Source organism: Lysinibacillus sp. RU7, assembly GCF_057837305.1.
Genome location: NZ_JBYQFK010000009.1, coordinates 131765 through 134431 on the forward strand (window position 1 = coordinate 131765; position 2667 = coordinate 134431).

General features: G+C 40.6%; 1 protein-coding gene and 1 rRNA gene. One reads left to right on the forward strand and one right to left on the reverse strand.

The genetic code is table 11. The annotated features are described in order from the left end of the window. Positions 1-2369 (forward strand): cupredoxin domain-containing protein (locus tag AC3II9_RS08850; protein ID WP_489154909.1); only part of this gene is annotated, 2369 nt, incomplete at its 5' end. A gap of 224 nt (positions 2370-2593) precedes the next feature. Here the strand turns inward: AC3II9_RS08850 and rrf are convergent. Beyond that, a 5S ribosomal RNA gene (rrf, locus tag AC3II9_RS08855) occupies positions 2594-2667 on the reverse strand; the annotation flags it as partial.

Below are 2667 nucleotides of genomic sequence, written 5' to 3' on the forward strand. Positions count from 1 at the left end.
CCATTCCAAAAGTTACACCTATTAGAGAGTTCCACGTTATCCTCATGCAAATGCCGATTGTGTACAACAAACAAGGCTGGCACGATCCAGAAGGGCGTTTCTATATTTTAGCCGAGGATGAACAGGATATTTTGGCTGGGAGGAAGGAACCTGAGCCACTCGTTATTCGAGCAAATGCAGGGGAAGCTATCCGCTTTAAATTTACGAACAAATTACCTGAAACTATCGGTGGAAATGCCTTTCAATTAGTGAACCGAACTTACGAGGCTGGGATGCATGTACACTTCGTAAAATTTGATGTACTAGTATCCGATGGTGCTAATGTTGGATGGAACTACGACTCTGGCATTTTACCTGGGGAAACGATTCAATATCAGTGGTTTGCAGATATTGAACTGAAGGCCACGTTTTGGCATGACCATTTATTTGCTAGTGAGCATCAACAACATGGCGTTTTTGCCGGAATCAACATTCAAGCAAGAGGCTCTTCATATTTAGACTCTCGTACAGGCGAACAACTAAAAGCAGGAACCCAAGCAACTATTGTCAATCCATTCATCCCTGACTTCCGTGAATTGTCATTATTTGTTCAAGATTTTACATTGTTATTTGATAAGCATGGGAACCCATTAAATCCACCTCCCTTCCCAGGCTCACATGATGATCCTGGAGTAATGGCAATAAACTATAGAAATGAACCTATTCAATTTCGATTAAAAGAGCCGAGCAACGATCCCGCTTATGTATTTAGCTCTTGGTTACATGGCGACCCCGTGACCCCATTGCTCGAAACATATAATGGGGACCCTGTTCGAATTCGACTTTATCAAGGGGCGCAAGAAGAATCTCATAGCTTTAATCTCCATCGCCAGCGCTGGCATCGTGAACGTCCAAATTTACATTCGAAATTAGACCAGCAGCAACATATCGCTATTGCTGAATCCTTTACGTTAGAATTTAATATGGAAGGAACAGGAGATTATGATTTACTGTATCATTATGGATCGGTGGATGATATATGGTTAGGTAATTGGGGCCTTTTTCGCTCCTACGAGCAACAAGTGTCGCACTTAATTCCTTTACCCGATCGGGAAATCCCCCTGATAAGGGATAAACCTTTACCTAAGGTTACAAGGGAAATACCACCAAAAGCCGTACTCCCTAACAATGCCATTCCACCAAATGCCGTTGTCCGTCAATTTGAAGTATTCGCTTTAAATATGCGCATTCACTATAACAAAGAAGGGGATCATGACCCATACGGTATTATTTTCGTGCTAAAAGAAGATGTACCTAAAATCTTACAAAAAAGAAAAAACGCCGAGCCTCTCATCTTACGTGCGAATGCAGGTGACTATATTGAAATAACACTTCATAATAAACTTAAAGACAAATTTCATCATGCAGAACATCATGGTTACCCCGATGTACCGGTTTCTTCTCCATTCCCACCTTCACAGCGCATCTCTTTACATGCACAGCTTGCTATCTATGATGTAGCACATTCGGATGGAGCAACCGTTGGATTCAACCTAGACCAAACTATTGCTCCTGGTGAAAGTATCACATATGTCTGGCAACTAGATCGCCCATTCGGCGCAGCTAATTTGTGGGATATGGCGGATTTAAGAAATCATCGCCATCACGGTGCATTTGGCATGCTAATTGCTGAACCACGCGGCTCTAAGCATCTTCATCCTACCAAAAGAAAGGAAGTAAACAAAGGAAATCAAGTCATTATTTCTAACCCGTTACTCCCAGAGTTTAGAGAGTTCTCACTTATTATGCATGATGGGATAAGACTCGTAGCTAAAAAAGGCACAGTCATTATAGATCCAGAAGCGCTGTTAATCGAACCGGAGGAAGAAATTGTAGACTTTGAAGATCAGGGCGCGAGAGGCTTTAATTATAGAGCCAATCGATTTAGCCATCGAATTAATAGTGTAAAGGATGTATATACAGCCTTTCAAACGCGTAAAGGGAAAAAAACAGATACCCCGATCTTTCTAGCTCATGCTGGTGATCCAATTACGATTCGCTTTATATGTCCAGCAGATAAACCTAGAGCCCATGCATTTGTTATACATGCACATCAATTTTTACGAAATCCAAAAGACATCACTTCCACAACTAGCTCCTCTAAGGGGAAGTATACAATTGGGAGCAATGACAGTTTTGAATTATTGTACGGTGCAGGTGGCTACTTACAACAAACGGGGGATTATTTGTATCGTTCCGGAAATATTAGATGGGATATTGAATTAGGATTATGGGGAATTCTAAGAGTCCTTGCTCCTAAAAACGGCTCGTTAGCCAAATTGAAAAATTCACAGCTCACAATAAAGAGATGTAAGGATGGTTTAACATAAACCGTAGCTTAATTCTTTACTTTGAATAAGCCTATTTCACTCAATCCACTAAATACCTCTTTGACCTACTCATGTCAGCAATTATTTATTGTTGATAATTTGCTATTCGTTTTCATAATAGTTGTTGCATATAAATTTAAGTAGATAATATGCTTGCTATATATCACCCAATTTATTAAAAAATAAAAAGAAAAGGTCTGAGAAATTCTCAGACCTTTGATTGTGCCTAGCGACGTCCTACTCTCACAGGGGGAAGCCCCCAACTACCATCGGCGCTAAAGAGCTTAACTTCCGTGTT